This is a genomic window from Pseudomonas sp. S32 (assembly GCF_016648095.1).
In the GTDB taxonomy this organism is placed as follows: Bacteria; Pseudomonadota; Gammaproteobacteria; order Pseudomonadales; family Pseudomonadaceae; genus Aquipseudomonas; species Aquipseudomonas parafulva.
In genome coordinates this window covers 1-17,912 of the sequence record NZ_JACVVF010000007.1, presented here as the reverse complement: position 1 = coordinate 17,912, position 17,912 = coordinate 1, and the positions used below count along the sequence as shown (strand labels likewise).

The window sequence follows — 17,912 nt, the reverse complement described above, 5'->3', positions numbered from 1 at the left end:
GTCAGGTCTTGTCCTTGTTCAGGCGGTTGGCGACCCAGGTGAGTACCAGTACGAAGGCGAAGTACGAGATCACCAGTGCGCTGTTGAAATGGCCGCTGCTGTTGCGCATGTTGTTCAGGTACACCTGCAAGGTTTCGTAGCGGGTACCCACCAGCAGGTTGGCAAACACGAACTCACCAAACAGGAACGAGAACGACAGCAGCAGCGCCACCATCAGGCCCTTGCGCAAGTTGGGCAGTACCACCAGCACGGCTGCCTGCCAGGTACTGGCCCCCAGCAACTGGGCGGCGTCCATCAGGTCGCGCAGGTTGATGGCCTGCAGGTTGTTGGTAATGGCGCGGTACATGAAGGGCAGGGCGATGGTGAAGTAGCAGCCGATCAGGATCCACGGCGTGCCCACCATCGCCATCGGCCCGCTGCCGTACAGGTTCAGCAGCCCCACGGATGACACCACGGGCGGTACCGCGAAGGGCAGCAGGATAAGCACGTTCATCAGCGCATCAAGCCGGGGGAAGTGGTAGTGCACCACGAACAGCAGCGGCAGGATGACCACCACCGAGAGCACCAGCGCGCCCACGCACACCAGCAGCGACTGGCCGAATGCGGCCAGAAAACGCGGTTCGCTCCACAACGCCACGTACCATTTGAAGGTGAGGCCGCTGGGCAGCAACGTGGCTGACCAACTGGTGGCCAGCGAGTAGAGCAGGGTGCCGGCCAGGGGCAGCAGCAGGATGAGGAACAGCAGGTAGACCACCGCACGGTGGTACCACCCGGCGTTGTTGGCTTCAGCGCGCATGGTAGCTCCGTTTCAACAGCCATTGGTGCACCACCGTGACCACGGTCATCAGCCCCACCAGCACCATCGCCAGGGCGCTGGCCAGGTTGGGGTCCAGGCTGATGTCACCGGCCACCAAACCGGCAATGCGGATGGGCAGTACGTTGAAGTTGCCGGTGGTCAGGGCGTAGACGGTAGCGTAGGCGCCCAGGGCATTGGCCAGCAGGATCACGAAGGTGCCCAGCAGTGCCGGGGTAAGCACCGGCAGGCCGATATGCCGCCAGTACTGCCAGTGGCTGGCACCCAGCAGCGCCGCCGACTCGCGCCAGTCTTCACGCAGCGCGTCGAAGGCCGGGTACAGCAGCAGTACACCGAGGGGGATCTGGAAGTAGGTGTACACCAGAATCAACCCGCCCTTGGAATAGATGCTGAAGTCCTCCAGCAGCCCGGCCTGTTTCAGCAGCAAGGTGAGTGCGCCATTGAAGCCCAGCAGGATGATGAAGGCGAACGCCAGCGGCACGCCGGCGAAGTTGCTGGTCATGTTGGCGAAGGCGCTGACGAAATCCCGCAGCCTGGAGTCCACCTGGCGCAGTGAGTAAGCGCCCAAAGTGGCGATGACGATGCCGAACAGGCTCGACCAGAAGCTGATTTCCAGGCTGCGCTGCAGGGCCTGCAAGTAGAACTTGGAGGCAAACACCTTGCTGAAGTTGTCCAGGCCCCAGCCTGCATCCGACTGCAGGCTGCCGATCGCCACCCAGGCCAGCGGGGCAATCTGGAAAATAACGAAGACAATGGCGAAGGGCAGCAGGCAGAGCAGGGCGAGGTAGCGACTACGGGTGCCATTGTTCACTTGAGCAGCTCCCGGCACACAGGTTTGTCGTGAGCGGCGCCAAGCAGCTCGCAGATGGTCCCGCACAGTTCGGTCTGCAGCGGTTTGGCTGCCGGGTCAAGGCTGAAGGCGTCGCCGAACACGAACAGCGGGACCTCGCGCTCTTCGGTCAGTAGCCCATTGTGCGAGCGGTCGTTGTTCATGCCATGGTCGGCGGTAACCAGCACCTGGTAACCCTCTTCGAGCCAGCCAGGCAAGTAGTCAGCCAGCAGAATGTCGACGCTGCGGGCTGCGTTGCGATACTGGCTGCTGTCCAGGCCGTGATGGTGGCCGACATCGTCGATGCTCATCGGGTGTACCAGCAGAAAATTGGGGGCGTGGCGGCGGCGCAGGTATTCACCGTCGGCCAGCAGGTGCGAATCGGGGTAGCGGTCGTCCCAGTAGAACAGGCCATGCTGGATCGGCAGCTTGGGCGCGTGGGTATGGCGGTCGCGCTGGGGGTCGAAAGGTGAGCGGTTGTACAGCTCGCTTATCCAGTGATAGGCCGCAGCCGCGGTGCCCAGGTTGGCTTCGCGGGCGTAGTGGAACACGCTGCGCTGGTTGGACAGCCGGTTGACGTTGTTGTGCACGATGCCACTGTCGATGGGGGGCACCCCGGTAAGGATGCACTCGTACAGCGGCCGGGACAGCGACGGCAGCTCGCACTCCACCCGATAGAGCGCCGCACGGTCGGCCTCGACGTAGGCGTGCAGGTGCCCCATGGCATGGCGGGCGACCTGGAAGTTCAGGCCGTCGAGCAGGACCAGGATGACGTTGCGTTGCATGGTAACTCCAAAGGTGAACCGCGTTGGCCTCTTCGCGGGTGAACCCGCTCCCACAGGATCAACACAAGGCTACGGCCTGTGCTGCCCCAGCAGGATCAACTCAAGGCTACGGCCTGTGCTGCCCCAGCAGGATCAACTCAAGGCTAAGGCCTGTGGTGCCCCAGCAGGATCAACACAAGGCCAAGGCCTGTGGTGCCCCAGCAGGATCAACACAAGGCCAAAGCCAGTGTTGATCCTGTGGGAGCGGGTTTACCCGCGAAAGGGCCCGTTCAGGCGCCAGATAGCCCAGCCCCTCACTCCATCTCGATGATGACCTGCTCCTGCCACAGCTGCGGCAGCTTCTTGGAAGTGGCCTCCCAGGCATCAGCATTCTTGATCGGTTGCGCAGCCCCGTACTGCTCGTTAGGCAGCAGCTTGGCTTGCACCTCAGCCGGCAGCTTCAGGTGCTCGGCGCGGATCGGCCGGGCGTAGCCGCTGGCCAGGTTGATCTGCCCGGCGTCGCTGAAGATGTACTCACGGGTCAGCTTGGCCGCATTCGGGTGCTTGGCGTACTTGTTGATGATGGTGGTGTAGCCCGAGGTGATCGAGCCATCCGCAGGGATCAGCACTTCAAAGCGCTTGGGGTCGATCTGGTCACGGTAGCTCAGGCCGTTGAAGTCCCATACCACGCCCACTTCCACTTCACCCTTCTCAAGTGTCTGGATGGTTGGGTTGGCCAGCGACAGGCGCTTCTGCTGGGCCAGCTTGGTGAACAGTTGCAGGCCAGGTGCTACGTTGCTTTCGTCGCCCTTGTAGGCAATGGCGGCCGCCAGCACGCCGTTGGCAGCCTGGGCGGCCGTACCGACGTCCCCGATGGCGACCTTGTACTTGCCTTTTTCCAGGTCGTGCCAGGTAGTGGGGCGGTCACCTTCCTTCACCAGGTCCTTGTTGATGATGAAGGCGATGGTGCCGGTATAGGCCAGCGCCCAATGGCCGTCCTTGTCACGGGCCCACTCCGGGATCTGGTCCCAGGTGCTGGGCTTGTACGGCTGGCTCACGCCCTTGGCGATGGCGATGGGGCCGAAGGCGGCGCCAACGTCGCCGATATCGGCACTGGCGTTGTCCTTCTCGGCTTCAAACTTGGCAATTTCCTGCGCCGAACTCATGTCGGTGTCGCTGTGCTTGAGCCCGTACTTGCTGGCCAGGTCCTGCCAGGTGCCTTTCCAGTTGGCCCAGGCATCGGGCATGCCCACGCTGTTGACGGTGCCTTCCTTGCGGGCGGCTTCTTCCAGTGCCTTGAGGTCTTCTGCGGCCATGGCCGTGGTGCAGAATGCGATGGCCGAACCGAGCAGTGACGCCATGAACAACTTTTTCATCCGTAGCTCCTTGGGTGGGTGCCTGCAACCGAACGTTGTTATGAGTGAAGCCGTTGTCTGCAGCCTTTGGTCTAGGTCAGCAAACCTTGAGCCAAGGTAGGCCACTTGCGTGACAATTTGATGTAGGGCCCGGCCCTGGTATGTTGCGGCGAACCCCCGGCACTACAGCGTAGACCAGTTCCTGCCGGCGTCCGGGCGGCCCTGGCCCGATTCTGGCAACGTCGGCGCACGGGCCTGTCACAGGATGTTCATCCGCCCTGCATAGGCTTGCAGCACGTGCCAGATGCCCCGTTGTGGGGCTGGCCTAGTCCAGATAGGTAACCTTTGATGCAGCCGATGCCACCCCGGGCGGTAACAGCCATCTGCCACGCCCTGCAAGAGCAGATCGAGCATGGCCTGCTGATGCCTGGCGGCAAGCTGCCGGCAGAACGCCGCCTGAGTGAGGTGTTTGCCACCACCCGCATCACCCTGCGCGAGGCCCTGGTGCAGTTGGAGGCCCGAGGGCTGATCTACCGTGAAGAACGCCGCGGCTGGTTCGTCGCCCCCCAACGCCTGACCTACGACTTGATCGAGCGCAGCCATTTTCACGCCATGGTGCGTGAACAGGGGCGGGTGGCCAGCACCGAGTTGCTGTCTGCGCGGCTGCAACCGGCTTCGGCCACTATCTGTGCGCGCCTGCAGCTGCCGCCGTTGTCCAGTGTGGTACGCATTTGCCGGCTAAGGCGGATCGACGGCAGGGCGGTACTGTATGCCGAGCACTACCTCAACCCGCAGTATTTCCCTGACGTGCTGCAGCAGGACCTGGGGCGTTCGCTAACCGAGATCCACGAGCGGGTCTACGGGCTGCGCTACGGGCAGGTGTGCTTCGAGATTCTGCCAACCGCCTTGCCCACCGAGGCGGCCGGTGCGCTGAAAGTTTCCGTGGGCAGCCCGGGCTTGCACATCACCCGGGTCAACAGCGACCAGCACGGTCACCTGATCGACTGCGACCTCGAGTACTGGCGGCACGATGCAATCCGCATCCGTGCCCAAGCCGGCTAGCCCATGCGCTTGCCAGCGGCAGTACCCTAGCTGGACGCCGCCGTGTCAGCCATGGCACCGCCACCGGCCGTCACCACCTGCACCGACAACCGTGGCGTTGCCAGGTCCAGCCCAGCCTCATCCAGCTGGCGCTTGAGCGCCAGGTTGAAGGCCCGGGACACTTCCCATTGCTTGATAGGCGCAGTCTTGAAGCGCGCCCGCAAGATCGCCGACCCCGACTCGAAACTCTCCACGCCCTGCAATTCCAGCGGGGACCAGATGTTGCGGCGCATCAGCGGGTCGCTGCGCAGTTTTTGCCCCACTTCGCGGATCAGCGTGATGGCCTGATCGATGTTCATGCTGTGCGGGATGGCCACGCGGAAGATGGCGTAGCCGAACTCGCGGGAGTAGTTCTTGATGCTCTTGATTTCACTGAACGGGATGGTGTGCACAATGCCATCGATGTCCCGCAGGCGCACGGTACGGATGGTAAGCCCTTCCACCGTGCCCAGGTGGCCGCCTACATCCACGTAGTCGTCGATGGCCAGGGAGTCTTCGATGATGATGAACAGCCCCGTGATCAGGTCGGCGACCAGCGACTGGGCACCAAAACCGATCGCCAGGCCGATCACACCGGCACCGGCCAGCAGCGGCGTCACGTTCATGCCCATGTTGGCCAGGGCCACGATCACCGCGATGATGAAGATGAACACGAACATCACGTTGCGGATCAGCGGCATCATGGTTTGTGCACGGGCGTTGGCCAGGCCGCGGCGCGAGCGCACCAGTGCATGGTGCACGGCGGTGTCCGCCAGGATCCACACCAGCCAGGCCACGATCAGCGTGGTCGCCAGGCCCAGCAGGCGCAGGCTGATGTCATGGCCGTCACCTTCGGCAAAGCTGAGCATCGACAAGCCCCACACCCGCAAGCCCAGCTCGATGAACACCAGCCAGATGAACAGGTGCAACAGCAGGTAACCAAAGTTGCGCAGGCGCTCGGCATACACGGCCTGGCGCTTGCTGGCACGCTTGGGGTTGGCGGCATGCCGGCGTACCAGGCCGTTGAGCACCATGCACACCACCACCAGCACCGTGCACATCAGGGACTGGCGCAATGCGGTGCTGGTGTCGCCCGCCGACACGAAGGTGGCGAACAGCGAGATGGCCACCAGAATCAGCGCGGGCACGAACCAGAAGCTGCCCAGAATCTCGATGGTGTCGCTGAGGGTGCGCCGGGTAAGGCGGCGCGACAGCGGCTGGTTGCGGATCAGGTGAGCGATAGGCCGGCGGAAACGCAGGATGAACAAGCCGGTGCATACCGCTGCCACCACGTTGGCCAGCGTGGCCACGCCATGGGCCAGGTGCGTGCCCAGCGCTGCCGTGAGCCGTGGGTCGCCCATGGCTTCGCCGAAGGCGGCAAAGCTGCCGATCATCCACAACGGGCGGAAGGCGCGGTGCCGCAGGATGTGCAGGGCACGGTGGCGGTGCGGGCCATCCAGCAGCGAGAAGGCGATCACGCAGATCGCCGAGAAGCAGGTACCCACCACCAAGGCATAGGCCAGCACCATGGCCAGCGACTTGCCCAGTGACGGGGGCAGCACGAAGCTCAGGTACACGGTGAACACCAGTGCCACCAGCCACGGGCCAAGCTTGCGCAGGGCAAAGCGCACCAAGTCCCAGGTACGTGGGTGCTGTGGCAGTTCCTCGCTCAGCCCAAAGCGCAGGCGAACCCGGTGGCCCACCCAGTTGAAGGCGAAGGCAAGCACGCTCCACACCGCAATCACCGCAGCAAAGCCGAACAGAATGGCCGGCCATTGGTGCACCGGTACTACCAGTTCGGCCAACTCCGCCTTGGCCTGCTCGATCTCCAGGCCCCAGCGCTGGAACGGGCTGGCGTCGCCGCTGAACTGCGCCTCGAAATCATGCAGGGCCCCCCCGATCAGGCCGAGCACCCCTTGCTCGACACTGGGCTGGGATTGCCGTGTGGCGTCGCGCAGCTTTTTCAGGTCGGCCAGCAGCTTGGCCCGCTGCTGGTCGTTTTCAAGGTTCTTGATCACCTCGTCCAGCGACTTGCCCAGCGGCTCGGTGGCCTGGGGTTGCGCAGGGGCGCTGCCGCCGAGCAGGCCGGGCAGGCCCGCGGCGTGGGCCGAGGTGAAAGACAGCAGAAGCAACAGCAGCAGGTAACGCAGAAGGGCAGGCACTGGCAAATCTACCTCAGGTCAAACGATTGACCGAGTGTAGAGGTTTATGTCGGCAGTTTCTCCAGGATCTTCCAGCAGGTCAGGCCAAAGATGCCCAGTGTGCCCAGCCACATCATCAGCACGCCAACGTTACGCTCGCGCATGCCGAAGCCGAGGGTGAGCAACAGCAGAAAAACACAGACAGGCAGGAAGAGGGACAGAAACGGTGACATGGGCGACGATCCTTGTGCAGTGAAACCTTGAAGCAAGCATAGCGCGTTACCGCCCAGGCGGGTTGACCCCGGGCATGCCCAAGCCAGAAGCCCGGGCACGCCCAGTGCAGGTCAAGGCAGTTCGCGGCTGCGGTAGAACGCTGTGAGGACTTTCACCAGGTGCGCCAGGTCGTGGCTGCCGCACAGTTCCCTGATCGAGTGCATGGCGAAGGTGGGCAGGCCGATGTCCACCGTGCGCACGCCCAGGTGGCTGGCTGCAATCGGCCCGATGGTGGAGCCGCAGCCCATGTCGCTGCGCACCACGAAGCTTTGCACCGGCACTTCCTCGGCCATGCACAGGTGGCGGAAGAACCCGGCGGTTTCGCTGTTGGTAGCGTAGCGCTGGTTGTTGTTCACCTTGATCACCGGCCCGGCGTTCAGCTTGGGGCCGTGATTGCCGTCGTGCTTGTCGGCGTAGTTGGGGTGTACGCCATGGGCGTTGTCGGCCGACACCATCAGCGAGCGCTGGATGGTGCGCACATAGGCGTCGCCATCGGGCAGCAGGCGTTGTAGGGTCTGCTCCAGCATCGGGCCGTCGGCGCCACAGGCCGAGCTGCTGCCCACTTCTTCGTGGTCGTTGCACACCAGCACGCAGGTTTCATCGCTGTCGGCGGCCAGCAGCGCCTGTAGCCCGGCGTAGCACGACAACAGGTTGTCCAGCCGTGCGCCGGCAATGAAATCACCCTGCAACCCCACCTGGGCAGCGGCCTGGGTATCGTAGAAGCTCAGCTCGTAGTCCAGCACCACATCCGCGTTCAGTTGGTGTTCGCGGGCCAGTTGCTCGGTGAGCACGGCGCGGAAATCGAGGCGCTCATCGCCGGCCACCTGGGCCAGGATCGGTGGCAGCTCGTTCTGCGGGTTGATGGCCCAGCCTTCATTGGCCCCACGGTTCAGGTGAATGGCCAGGTTGGGGATCACCGCAATCGGCAGCGCGAAGTCGATCAGTTGGCTTTCGACCTTGCCGTCACGGCGATAGGTAACGCGCCCGGCCAGCGACAGGTCGCGGTCGAACCACGGCGCCAGCAGGGCACCGCCGTACACCTCCACGCCCAGTTGCAAAAAGCCCTGGCGTTGCAGCTCTGGCTGCGGCTTTACCCGCAGGCAGGGGCTGTCGGTGTGGGCGCCGACCATGCGGATACCGTTGAGCAGCGGCGACTGTTTGCCCAGCTGGATGGCGATGATCGACGAGTCGTTGCGGGTGACGTAGTAGCGCCCACCGGGTACCACCGCCCAGCTGTCGCGCTCATCCAGGCGCTGATAGCCGCCCGCCTCGAGGCGCTGGGCCAGGCTGGCAGTGGCATGGAATGGGGTAGGGGAGGCCTTCAGAAATTCGATAAGGCCTGAGTTCAGTACATCGCGCATGGCTTACTCCGGGTCAAGCGGCTGGCAGCAAGCTGCAAGCTTCAATAAAAACCCGCTCAGGGGCAAGCCCCAGGCGGCCTGCCTGTGTGCTCACCGGCCGTTCAGAACGGTGCGGGGCACTCGAACTTCAACCGCTGCCCGGATACCGGGTGGGTAAAGCTCAGCATCCAGGCGTGCAGGCATAGCCGCGGGTGGGCTGCCAGGGCTTCGGGGTTGGCGTACAGGCGGTCGCCCAGCAGCGGATGGCCGATGGACAACATATGCACCCGCAACTGATGGGAGCGGCCGGTGATGGGCGTCAGTTCAACACGGCAGTGGTCGCCGCAGCGTTCGAGGATGCGCCAGAACGTCAGGGCATGCTTGCCCTGCTCATGGTCGACCACATGGCGGGGCTTGGTAGGCGGGTCGTAGCGCAGCGGCAGGTCGATGCTGCCGCTGTCCAGTGTCGGCTGGCCCCAGCACAGTGCGGTGTAGGCTTTTTCGGTTTCCCGGTCATGGAACTGACGCGACAGCTCGCGGTGGCTGTCGGCATCGCGGGCCAGCAGGATGATGCCGGAGGTTTCCCAGTCCAGGCGGTGCACGATCAGCGCATCGGGGTAGCCGTTTTCCTGCAGGCGGGTGATCAGGCAATCCTTGTTGTCATCCGCCCGGCCGGGCACGGACAGCAGCAGGGTGGGTTTGTTGATCACCAGGATGGCGGCGTCTTCGTGCAGGATCTGGATAGTGGACAGCGGCATTGCGTGGTCTCGGTTGAATCGGTGAAAAGCAGTGGGGCCGCTGTGCGGCCCATCGCCGGCAAACCGAGCCCCACAGGCATGTGCATGGCCTGTAAGAGCCGGTGTGCCGGCGACGGGCTGCAAAGCAGCCCCAATAACCCACTCCTGCTCGCGGTATCAGCGATCAGGCAGGGTGATGTTCAGCTCCAGAATCGAGCAACTTCCCTGGTTTTCCAATTCGATATGCACGTCATCGTTGCCGATGTTCACGTACTTGCGAATGACTTCCAGCAGTTCTCTTTGCAACTCCGGCAGGTAGTCCGGTTCGCTGCGTTGGCCGCGCTCGTGCGCCACGATGATCTGTAGACGCTCTTTCGCCACCGACGCGCTGGTCTGTTTTTGTCTGCCACGAAAGAAGTCAAAAAGGTTCATGGTTTATTTGCTCCCGAAAATGCGCTCGAAGAATCCCTTCTTCTGTACATCGATGAAGCGCATCGGCTTCTCTTTGCCCAGCAGGCGGTCTACCGCGTCGCTGTAGGCCTGGCCGGCATCGCTCTGGTCGTCGAGAATGACCGGGATACCTTGGTTGGATGCCTTGAGCACCGCCTGCGATTCCGGGATCACGCCCTTGAGCTTGATCGACAGGATTTCTTCGACGTCGGCCACGCTCAGCATTTCGCCCTTTACCACGCGCTCTGGGTGGTAACGGGTGATCAGCAGGTGTTCCTTGATCGGCTCTTCGCCCTTTTCGGAGCGGCGCGACTTGCTCGACAGAATGCCCAGCATGCGGTCGGAGTCACGTACCGAGGACACTTCAGGGTTGGTGACCACAATGGCTTCATCGGCGAAGTACATGGCCAGGTGGGCACCTTTCTCGATGCCGGCCGGCGAATCGCAGATCACGTACTCGAACTGTTCTTTCAGTTCCATCAGTACCTTTTCAACGCCTTCCTGGGTGAGGGCGTCCTTGTCACGCGTCTGGCTGGCGGCCAGCACGTACAGGTTCTCCAGGCGCTTGTCCTTGATCAGGGCTTGCTGAAGGTTGGCTTCGCCGTTGACGACGTTGACGAAGTCGTACACCACGCGGCGTTCACAGCCCATGATCAGGTCGAGGTTACGCAGCCCCACGTCGAAGTCGACGATGACGGTCTTGTGGCCACGCAGTGCGAGGCCGGTACCAATGGCGGCGCTGGTGGTGGTCTTGCCCACACCCCCTTTGCCGGAAGTAACCACGAGAATTTTGGCCAAGGTGTTTCACCCCTAAAATGATCGGGACGCAAGTCCCTGCAAATAACTGAAATAACGGCAACGGTAAAAAAGTTGCGCTAAAAATGCTGGCAAGTATCCGTTAAAGACGGGTGATGTTCAACACGTCGCCAGACAGGCTGATTTGCACGCCGGTGCCCCACAGCGGGTCGCGACGCAAGTCTTCGCAGACTTTATACTGGCCGGCAATGGAAACCATCTCGGCGGTCATTTGCTGGCAGAAGATACGCGCCTTGGTATTGCCTTTGATACCGGCCAGGGCCCGGCCGCGCATGGCGCCGTACACATGGATGTTGCCATCGGCCAGAAGTTCCGCACCCGGGCTGACCGAGGTGGTCACCACCAGGTCGCCGCCCTGGGCGTAGATCTGCTGGCCGCCGCGCACTGGCGAGGTGATGATGCGGGTGGGCCGCACCTCAGGCTCCACCACCGGTGGCGGGGTGGGCGCAGGCTCAGGCTTGCGCACTTCCGGCTCAGGCTCCAGTGGCCGTTCGCGGGCACCAGACGGCGGCAGCACAGGCAGGTCGATGGCAATGGCGGCCGCAATGTCCTCGATGCGATTGGCGCGGATGGCCAAGGTACGCAGGCCGTGATGACGGCAGATCCGCATCAAGCCGGGCAGGTCGATTGCGCCTTCGCCAGCCGGCAGCTTGTCCAGCGCCAGCACCAGCGGCGTGTTGCTGAAGAAGTTGGGCGCCTGGGCGACCTTGGCTGCCAGTTGGCGGTCAAGGGCTTCAAGGTCATTGCGCGCCAGTTCCAGTACGGTGATGGCGAGCATGCTGCCCTTGAGCTGGAACACGGAGGCGGTGTCGGGTGTGTGGTTTTGGCTCATGGTCTGCATAGACGGCTTGTTGCGGAAAAAGTGCCCTGACTTATAACGATAAGACCGGTTGCCCGCAACTTGTGCTGATCCGTTGTAGAATGCGCGGCCTTTGTCTTACCGGAAGCTTCAATGGAACGCCCGCGTTTTCGCCCCTATTTCCTTCACCCCAAGTTCTGGGGCCTGTGGCTGGGCCTGGGCCTGTTGTGGCTGGTGGTTCAGTTGCCGTACAAGGTGCTGCTCAAGCTGGGTGCCGCGCTGGGTGCGGTCATGTATCGCTTTGCCGGCGAACGCCGCCGCATTGCCGCGCGCAACCTGGAGCTGTGTTTCCCCGAGCTGTCGGCTGACGAACGGCAGCGCCTGCTCAAGGCCAATTTCGCCTCCACCGGCATTGCCTTCTTCGAAATGGCCATGAGCTGGTGGTGGCCCAAGGCCCGGCTGGCGCGCCTGGCCCACGTCGAGGGCCTTGAACACTTGCAGGCGGCGCAACAGGCCGGCCAGGGCGCCATCTTGATGGCGGTGCATTTCACCACCCTGGAAATCGGCGCGGCGTTGCTCGGCCAGCAGCACACCATCGATGGCATGTACCGCGAGCACGGCAATGCGTTGTTCGACTTCATCCAGCGCAGCGGCCGTGAGCGCCATAACCTCGATTCGCTGGCCGTGGAGCGCGAGGACGTGCGCGGCATGCTCAAGCTGCTGCGGGCAGGCCGCGCCATCTGGTACGCACCTGACCAGGACTATGGCGCCAAGCAAAGTGTTTTCGTGCCGCTGTTCGGCATCCCGGCCGCCACGGTGACCGCCACCACCAAGTTCGCCCGCCTGGGCAGGGCGCAGGTGATTCCGTTCACGCAAAAACGCCTGGAGGACGGCAGTGGTTACCGCCTGGTGATCCACCCGCCGCTGGCGGGCTTCCCGGGTGAAAGCGAAGAGGCCGACTGCCTGCGCATCAACCAGTGGGTGGAGGGGGTGTTGCGCGAGTGCCCGGAGCAGTACCTGTGGGCCCACCGCCGGTTCAAGTCACGCCCGGAAGGGGCGCCCCGGCTGTACGACAAGAAAAGCCGTTGACCGGTGTTGCGCCACTGCCCAGCGGGTGGCAGTGGCGCAGCGGTTTCAGTCGGCGATCTGCAGCTTGCGCGACTGGGTATACACGTAGCGCACTTTCTCGTATTCGAACGGCGAGTTCAGCTGGCCATAGCGGAAGTTGGTGGTGTAGCGCTTGTCCACCACGCGCAAGGCGAAGATTTCCGGGTGCTTCTTGCTGGTATCGGCCACGTCCAGGTAGTTGACGGCCTGTTCGCCGGCATAGTCCACGACCAGCCCGGTGGTATCGCGCAGGTTGGACGGGCCCAGCAGTGGCAGCACCAGGTACGGGCCTTCCGGCACGCCGTAGAAGCCCAGCGTCTGGCCAAAGTCTTCGCTCTGGCGCGGCAGCCCCATGCGGGTGGCCGGGTCCCACAGCCCGCCCACGCCAATGATGGTGTTGAACATCAGGCGGGCGGTGATTTCTGCCGAGCGCTTGGCCTTCAACTGCAGCACGCTGTTGAACAGGTTGGGCACATCGCCCAGGTTGTTGAAGAAGTTGGTCACGCCACTGCGCACGAAGCGCGGGGTGATGTACTGGTAACCGTTGACCAGCGGCAGCAGCACCCATTGGTCCAGCCGGTAGTTGAAGTGGTATACCCGCCGGTTCACCGACTCCAGCGGGTCGTACACGTTCAATGCCTCCAGGGTGGAGCGCTCGAACTCGCGCTGGTCCAGCCCCGGGTTGAATTTCAGCTCGCGCAGCGGGTCGAGAAAGCCGTCTGCCTCTGGGGCCAGGGGCGCGGTGCCGATCACCTGCGGGTCGCCCTCGACCACGCTGGCCCGTGGGGCGGTTTCTGCGGCCAGGGTATGGCCTGCGGCCAGCAGCGCCGCGGCAAAGAGGAGTTTGTTAACCACGGAAGAACTCCAGCATGGCGTCACTGTTGACGCGATAGTTGAGGTTGCCGCAATGGCCGCCATGGGGGTAGAGGGTCAGGCGGTCGCCGAACACCTTGCGCAGGAAGCCGATGTCGCCTGGGCCCAGGATGACGTCATCGGCGTTGTGCATCACGGCGATCTTCTTGCTGTTTTGCAGGTAGTCCTTGAGCGCGTACAGGCTTACCTGGTTGGTCAGTTCCAGAATGGTGCCGCCACCGGTGCGCGCCCGCCACATGGGGATGACCTGCTCGGTCATGTAGCAGTCGAAGTCACACTGCAGGGCCCGCTTGAAATAGGGCGTGAGGCTGGTGCCTTCGGTGATCGGTTGCTTGGGCGGGATGATCAGGCCGCGGCGGTTGATCAGGTCGGAGGTAAAGGCGATGTCGGCCGCCGAGAAGCGGAACGAAGTACCGATCAACATGGCCATCTGTTCGTTGGACAGGTGCTGACGGGACTGCTGGAAGTCGTACAGCAAGGCCTCGTTGAGGTCGATGTAGCCTTTTTCCTGGAAGTAGCGGGTAAGTTTTTCCAGCATCAGCTCGTAGAAGGTGGTGCTGCGGTCAATGCCTTTCACCTGGGTCTGCACCAGTTTGTCCAGGTTGTTGATGGACGTGTACAGGTTCACCGGCGGGTTCAGCAGCAGCACGCGCTTGAAGTTGAAGCTGCGGCGGGTTTCGTCCAGGTGGCTGACGAACGCGGCATCCAGCGCACCGAGGCTGTACCCCGTGAGGTAGAAGTCGGTGACCGGCAGCCGTGCATGTTGGGCCCGGACTGCCTGCATCACGCGGTACATGTCCTGGGCATCATCCTGGCTGATGCCGGGGGTGGCGAAGCGCGAGGCAGCGCTGATGAAGTCGAAGCTGGTGGGCGACGACAGCTGCACCACGTGGAAACCGGCCTGGTAGAACAGCTTCTTGAGGTATTCGTTGATGCTGCTGCTGTAGGATGCCCCGGTACCGGCGATGATGAAAATCAACGGCGCGGCGTGGTCCTGGCGAGCCAGGCGGTATTTGAGCTTTTTCACCGCCCAGAAGTTGTCGGGCAGGGTGAATTCGCGCTCTGGGCGCAGGGTGAGGCTGTAGTCGGACTGGTCGATTTCATCGTCGCTGGGCAGCATCGGGCGCTGGTCTGGCGGCGTGGTGGCGATGGTCGCCTCGAACGGGTTGGTCAAGGGGTAGCCATAGCTCGCGGCGTCGATATCCCGCGCAGAAGCGGCCACAGCCATGAGCAAGCTGCCGAGAACGGCAGCGAGGCGCATAAATCGAAGCATGTAATCCCCCAAAAGAACGCAAGGTGGCGCGTGTGCAGGCTAGGACCACGGCGCCCCAGGCAAAGTTGCCGGGCGTGATGGCCTTTGGTGTACCTGTTATCTGCAACATAGCTGCAGGCCTAGCATTTTGCCTTGAAATGGGCCCTGCGCCATCATGCGCGTTTTCTATGACCACTGCTGGAGAGATGGATGACGCGTACATGGCCGGCTGTATTGACGGTGTTGTTTGTCGGGCTGTGGCTTGCGGCCAGCTATGGCGTGCGCTACGGGCTGATGGAGGACGGGCAGTGGGTGGGCCTGTGCACGCAGCCTGCGGCGTACTGGCAGTGTGAGGTGCGTGCGTTGCTGGGGTTGGGCATTCACTATCAGGTACTGGCCTGGGGTGGGTTGGCGTTGGCGCTGCTGGGGCTGGTGGTGCGCGGGCGTGCTGGCGCCTGGCTGGCCGGCTTGGCCCTGGTGTTTGCGGTGCCGGCGTTGGTGCTGTATACCGCCAGCATGGCGGTGTTCGCGTTGGTGCTGGCGGGGTTGCGGTTGGTGCGGTAGCGAGCCTGGGCTGTTACCGGGCGAGACGCAGGCTGCGCCACAGGGCCGCCGTCATCACCACGCTCACGGCCGCCCAAACCCAGGCTTGCTGGTTGTGAGCGCCCTCAATGAACAGTTGTGGCACTACCCCGGCACCGACGATGCACGCCAGCAGCGTCACTTCGCGGCGCCGCACCGGCACCGGCCGCAGCACATAAACCAGCGCCGGTAGCGCCAGTGCGGCGCTGGGGAAGCTGCGGTAGCGCGGGTCGAACACCATCGCCAGCATGCTCACCGCTGCCGCAACGCCGGCCACCAGCAGAACCCTGCCTGCCTGCGCCTGCAACCCGGCGAACAGCCGCTGGCGCCAGCCGGCCCGTTGCGCCAGTGCCAGGGCCCCGTGGGCCAGCACCACAAGGTTCAGCCCCGCCAGCAGCACGGCCCACACCCATTCCGAAGCGAACCGCGCATGGGTGCGCATCAGCTCACCCCACAGCCCCAGGCAACCCGCGCCAAATGCGGCCAGCAACGGCAGCGCGACGGCGGCCTGCGTGCCGCTGGGCCGCCCGGCCAGCAGCAACATCAGCCCCATCAGCACGGCGCTGGCCGCCCACCATTGGGGCCAATCGGGCAGGTTGCTGACTGGCCCCTCCAGCACGCCCTTGTCCAGGCGGTTGGCGTCATACAGCCCCCAGTAGCCGCCAACAGCGCCTTCGTTGGCGCGCTTCCAGGGCTGATCGAACGCTTCGATCAGGTTGTAGCGCCAGCCGTTCTGCTCGGCCATGGCAACGAACCCGCGGATGAAACGGGCCTCGTTGACCCGGCTGGGCACTGCTGTTTCGCGCTGGCGCCCCTCGCTGGGCCAGCCGGTTTCACCAATCAGGATGCCCTTCGGCGCGAACCGCAGGCCAAATTGCCGGCGTACGTCGGCCACATGGGCCAAGGCATCATCAATGCCACGGGGGTTATCTTCCCAATAGGGCAGCAGGTGAATGGTAAGAAAGTCCACCACCGGTGCCACTTCAGGGTGCTGTAACCAGAAATCCCAGACATCGGCATAGGTAACAGGCACCTGCACCCGGCCTTTTACCCGGGTGATCAACGCTGCCAGCCGTGTGCCGGTGATCTCCTTGCGCAGCAGGGTCTCGTTGCCCACGATCACCGCGCTCACCACATCCGGGTTGGCATTGGCGGCGGCGATCAGCAGTTCGATCTCCTTGTCGGTATCGGCGGGGTGGGCATTGACCCAGGCACCCAGCATCACCTTCAGCCCATGCTTGCGCGCCAGCGCCGGGATGGCTTCAAGACCGCTCATGGAATAGGTGCGGATGCACTGAAAACGCTCAGCCAGCAGCGCCAGGTCCGCATCCATGCGTGCCGGGCGCAGGCGAAACGGCTGGTCGTAGGGCGACTGGTCTTTGTCGAAAGGGGTATAGGAGGCGCACTGCAACTTGTGCGCAGGGCCGGCAGCGTCAGGTAACTGCACAGGCTTGCCCAGCCCGTACCAGAGCCCGCCCAGCCCGGCCAGGCCCAGCAGGCAGGCGAGTAGGTAAAGTGGCATCAGCAAGCGGGCGGTACTGGGCATCGGGCAGTCCATGTCGGGTGCAAAGGGGAGGATAGTAGCCCGGCGCCAACACTTTGGCATGCAAGTATCGCGCAGGCAGCAGCAGGCCCATGCCGCTAATGGCACAGTGCTGTCGCAGATGGGCGCCTGGGGGTCGCAGGTGGATCAGGTCCGGCTGCCATGCAGGCAGATGATGGAATCTCCAAGACCTGACGAGGGAATGCTTTGATGGCTACTCTAACAAAAATGCGACGTGTCCTGGGTGTGGGCGCCGCCCTGGCACTGGCCATGAGCGGTACACAGGCCATGGCCAAAGAAGTAAGCATTGGCTACGTGGACGGTTGGGCTGACAGCGTGGCCACCACCAACGTGGCAGCCGAAGTAATCAAGCAAAAGCTCGGCTATGACGTGAAGCTGCAGGCCGTGGCCACGGGCATCATGTGGCAGGGCGTGGCCACCGGCAAGCTCGACGCCATGTTGTCTGCCTGGCTGCCCGTCACCCACGGTGAGTACTGGGCCAAGAACAAGGACAACGTGGTCGACTACGGCGCCAACTTCAAGGATGCCAAGATTGGCCTGATCGTGCCTGAGTACGTCAAGGCCGTCAGCATCGGCGACCTCAAGACCGATGACACCTTCAAACAGAAAATCGTCGGCATCGATGCCGGCTCGGGTGTGATGATCAAGACTGAGCAGGCCATCAAGGATTACGACCTGACCGGTTACAAACTGCAGGCAAGTTCCGGTGCGGCGATGACGGCCGAACTGGGCCGCGCGTATGCCAAGCAGCAGTCCATCGCAGTGACCGGCTGGGTGCCGCACTGGATGTTCGCCAAATGGAAACTGAAGTTCCTCGAAGACCCGAAAGGCGTCTATGGCGCTGCTGAAACCGTGAACAGCATCGGCAGCAAGGAACTGGCCACCAAGGCCCCTGAAGTGGCCGACTTCCTGAAGAAGTTCAGCTGGCAGTCCAAGGATGAGATCGGCGAAGTCATGCTGGCTATCCAGGAAGGTGCCAAGCCCGAAGCCGCTGCCAAGGACTGGGTTGCCAAGCACCCTGACCGTGTGAAGGAGTGGACGGGCAAGTGATTTAGGCGCTTGCCGAAATTTCTTTAGCGCCTGTTAGACCGAGCGCCGCCCGCGCGGCGCATCGCGAGCTGCGCTCGCTCCTACGC

18 protein-coding genes are annotated in these 17,912 nt (G+C 63.3%); 4 read left to right on the top strand and 14 right to left on the bottom strand.

Translation table 11 applies throughout. From position 1 onward, the window contains the following. Position 1 precedes the first annotated feature (1 nt). From IAE38_RS05660 to IAE38_RS05645, 4 genes are all read right to left on the bottom strand, one after another. Positions 2-796 carry an ABC transporter permease gene (locus tag IAE38_RS05660; protein WP_201216448.1) on the bottom strand — a complete coding sequence of 265 codons (795 nt, stop codon included), beginning with the start codon at positions 794-796 and terminating at the stop codon, positions 2-4. Next, entirely contained in the window at positions 786-1,625 is an 840-nt protein-coding gene (locus IAE38_RS05655) for an ABC transporter permease (protein ID WP_201216446.1), read from the bottom strand. Before IAE38_RS05655 ends, IAE38_RS05660 begins: the two co-directional genes overlap by 11 nt. Continuing rightward, the gene (locus tag IAE38_RS05650; protein ID WP_201216444.1) at positions 1,622-2,428 is read right to left on the bottom strand and encodes an alkaline phosphatase family protein; all 807 of its coding nucleotides are present in this window, start codon (positions 2,426-2,428) and stop codon (positions 1,622-1,624) included. The genes IAE38_RS05655 and IAE38_RS05650 overlap by 4 nt, the downstream gene beginning before the upstream one ends. Before the next feature lie 293 nt (positions 2,429-2,721). After that, positions 2,722-3,783 (bottom strand): ABC transporter substrate-binding protein, encoded by a 1,062-nt coding sequence (locus tag IAE38_RS05645; protein ID WP_201216441.1) that lies wholly within the window; start codon positions 3,781-3,783, stop codon positions 2,722-2,724. 327 nt (positions 3,784-4,110) lie between these two features. Between IAE38_RS05645 and IAE38_RS05640 the strand changes: the two genes are divergently transcribed. Continuing rightward, the gene (locus tag IAE38_RS05640; RefSeq protein ID WP_201216440.1) at positions 4,111-4,824 is read left to right on the top strand and encodes a UTRA domain-containing protein; all 714 of its coding nucleotides are present in this window, start codon (positions 4,111-4,113) and stop codon (positions 4,822-4,824) included. A 26-nt stretch (positions 4,825-4,850) separates the two neighbouring features. On the opposite strand, the gene IAE38_RS05635 is transcribed toward IAE38_RS05640, so the two are convergent. From IAE38_RS05635 to minC, 7 genes are all read right to left on the bottom strand, one after another. Next, on the bottom strand, positions 4,851-7,004 hold the full coding sequence (locus IAE38_RS05635) for a mechanosensitive ion channel family protein (protein ID WP_201216438.1): 2,154 nt from the start codon (positions 7,002-7,004) through the stop codon (positions 4,851-4,853). Positions 7,005-7,048: 44 nt separating this feature from the next. Beyond that, positions 7,049-7,216, bottom strand: a complete 168-nt coding sequence (locus IAE38_RS05630; protein ID WP_169338822.1) for a hypothetical protein — start codon at positions 7,214-7,216, stop codon at positions 7,049-7,051. 111 nt (positions 7,217-7,327) lie between these two features. Further along, a complete protein-coding gene (locus IAE38_RS05625; protein WP_028634664.1) occupies positions 7,328-8,617 on the bottom strand; it encodes a M18 family aminopeptidase in 1,290 nt (429 codons plus the stop codon). Between the two features lie 101 nt (positions 8,618-8,718). Further along, entirely contained in the window at positions 8,719-9,354 is a 636-nt protein-coding gene (locus IAE38_RS05620; RefSeq protein WP_201216436.1) for an RluA family pseudouridine synthase, read from the bottom strand. Between the two features lie 156 nt (positions 9,355-9,510). Beyond that, a complete protein-coding gene (minE, locus tag IAE38_RS05615) occupies positions 9,511-9,765 on the bottom strand; it encodes a cell division topological specificity factor MinE (protein WP_028634666.1) in 255 nt (84 codons plus the stop codon). Between the two features lie 3 nt (positions 9,766-9,768). Next, positions 9,769-10,581: a septum site-determining protein MinD gene (gene minD / locus IAE38_RS05610; RefSeq protein ID WP_201163722.1), complete on the bottom strand. Its 813-nt coding sequence runs from the start codon at positions 10,579-10,581 to the stop codon at positions 9,769-9,771. Between the two features lie 100 nt (positions 10,582-10,681). Then, positions 10,682-11,440, bottom strand: coding sequence for a septum site-determining protein MinC (gene minC, locus IAE38_RS05605; RefSeq protein WP_028634668.1), 759 nt, complete (start codon positions 11,438-11,440; stop codon positions 10,682-10,684). A gap of 111 nt (positions 11,441-11,551) precedes the next feature. On the opposite strand from minC, the gene IAE38_RS05600 reads away from it, so the two are divergent. After that, positions 11,552-12,487: a lipid A biosynthesis lauroyl acyltransferase gene (locus IAE38_RS05600; RefSeq protein ID WP_028634669.1), complete on the top strand. Its 936-nt coding sequence runs from the start codon at positions 11,552-11,554 to the stop codon at positions 12,485-12,487. Between the two features lie 45 nt (positions 12,488-12,532). Here IAE38_RS05600 and IAE38_RS05595 read toward each other — a convergent pair whose 3' ends face one another. Both IAE38_RS05595 and IAE38_RS05590 read right to left on the bottom strand, forming a co-directional pair. After that, complete coding sequence (locus IAE38_RS05595) at positions 12,533-13,360, bottom strand: MlaA family lipoprotein (protein WP_028634670.1); 828 nt, start codon at positions 13,358-13,360, stop codon at positions 12,533-12,535. After that, entirely contained in the window at positions 13,353-14,651 is a 1,299-nt protein-coding gene (locus IAE38_RS05590) for a serine/threonine protein kinase (protein ID WP_028634671.1), read from the bottom strand. The genes IAE38_RS05595 and IAE38_RS05590 overlap by 8 nt, the downstream gene beginning before the upstream one ends. Positions 14,652-14,840: 189 nt before the next feature. Here IAE38_RS05590 and IAE38_RS05585 point away from each other — a divergent pair, with 189 nt between their 5' ends. Then, a complete protein-coding gene (locus tag IAE38_RS05585) occupies positions 14,841-15,194 on the top strand; it encodes a hypothetical protein (protein ID WP_201216433.1) in 354 nt (117 codons plus the stop codon). A gap of 13 nt (positions 15,195-15,207) precedes the next feature. Here the strand turns inward: IAE38_RS05585 and IAE38_RS05580 are convergent, their stop codons facing one another. Further along, a complete protein-coding gene (locus IAE38_RS05580) occupies positions 15,208-16,770 on the bottom strand; it encodes a glycoside hydrolase family 17 protein (protein WP_201216605.1) in 1,563 nt (520 codons plus the stop codon). Between the two features lie 195 nt (positions 16,771-16,965). Between IAE38_RS05580 and IAE38_RS05575 the strand changes: the two genes are divergently transcribed. Further along, complete coding sequence (locus tag IAE38_RS05575) at positions 16,966-17,826, top strand: glycine betaine ABC transporter substrate-binding protein (RefSeq protein ID WP_028634675.1); 861 nt, start codon at positions 16,966-16,968, stop codon at positions 17,824-17,826. Positions 17,827-17,912 lie beyond the last annotated feature (86 nt).